Annotated in this window: 2 protein-coding genes; both read left to right on the top strand. The window is 60.3% G+C overall.

The window, feature by feature from the left end; genetic code table 11:
- On the top strand, window positions 1-647 hold a 647-nt coding region (locus tag A2I95_RS38630; protein WP_291737684.1), incomplete at its 5' end, for a response regulator.
- Between the two features lie 236 nt (window positions 648-883).
- Window positions 884-1,336, top strand: a 453-nt coding sequence (locus tag A2I95_RS38625) for a peroxidase family protein (RefSeq protein WP_291737683.1), incomplete at its 3' end; no start/stop codon positions are given.

Raw genomic sequence — 1,336 nt, 5'->3', positions numbered from 1 at the left:
GGAACCTGCACAGCTTACCCGGGTGCCGGGACATGCCGATCGTTTTCTGCACCGGCGGCCAGTTGCTGGCCGAATATGAAGCGCTGAAGGAGTGCAAGACTTTGCGTGTGCTGATGAAACCGGCACGCAACAAACTGCTTCTGCAGACCCTGCAGGAGGTCCTGAACACCGGCGCACCCGTGGCTGCCGCCGCTGCGCTGCCCAGCACCGGGCAAACAGCCGGCCAATTCAGCCACTTGCGCCTGCTGGCGGCTGAGGACAATCGCACCAACCAGCTGGTTTTGCAGAAAATGCTGGCCCCTTCCGGCATTCAGCTGACCATTTGCAGCAATGGGCAGGAGGCGGTGGACACCTTCGCCGCACAACGCTTCGATCTGGTGCTGATGGACATGTCGATGCCGGTGATGGATGGCCTTGAAGCCACCCGCTGCCTGCGGGCCTGGGAGCAAGAGAACGGCCGGGCGCCCTGCCCGGTCATTGCGCTCACCGCCAATGTGCTGAGCACCGACGAAGCGGCCTGCCGCGCCGCAGGCATGGTTGAATTCCTTTCCAAGCCGATGCGGAAGCAGCAGCTGCTGGAGCAAATCGCCAAATGGGCTGATACTCCGGCCGCCGCTGGAGCAGCGCCGCGGGTCCGTCAAGCCTGACACGCAGGGTCCCGGCCTTTTGCTTCACCTGTGACGCAATGGCGCTGATCCGCCACGAAAATCACGACAATACACAAAATCACACTAATTCGTGACACACTGGATGCCTGTCTGTGTCCCGGCTTGAGTACATTTCCGGAACCTGGGAAGGCGTTTGCCGACACCGCTCGCACGGGGATTGCGAGCCGCACACAATTGCAGTTTTGGTGAAAGTTAATGAGTGATTGGGGGATCACATGTCCAATTTGCAGATCGGGGCCGCACGCCCCGTCGATGGCTATGCCGCACATTCCGAAAATCCAACTTGGGGGGCAACCGGCACAGGTCTGCTGCATTTAGCGCCCAGCGGCCTGACCTCTGATGGCGGCATGGCCGGGTCAGACCGGCCCAACCCGCGTGAGATTTCAAACATCCTTTCTGCGCAAGACAGCAGCACTCTGAATACTGCCGGCGCATCGGATTTCCTGTGGATCTGGGGGCAGTTTCTGGACCATGACCTGTCCCTGACCGGGGCCGAAAGCCAGACCGAGGCAGATATCGAAGTCCCGGCGGGAGATCCGTTTTTCGATCCCTTCAGCACCGGTGAGGCGGTCATTCCCTTTACCCGCGTGGCACAGCAGGACGGTGAGTACCTCAATGAGATCACCGCATTTATCGATGCCTCCATGATCTATGGCTCGACGGTGGAA

Source organism: Leisingera sp. F5, assembly GCF_001593695.1.
This window is presented reverse-complemented; position numbering and strand designations above follow the sequence as displayed.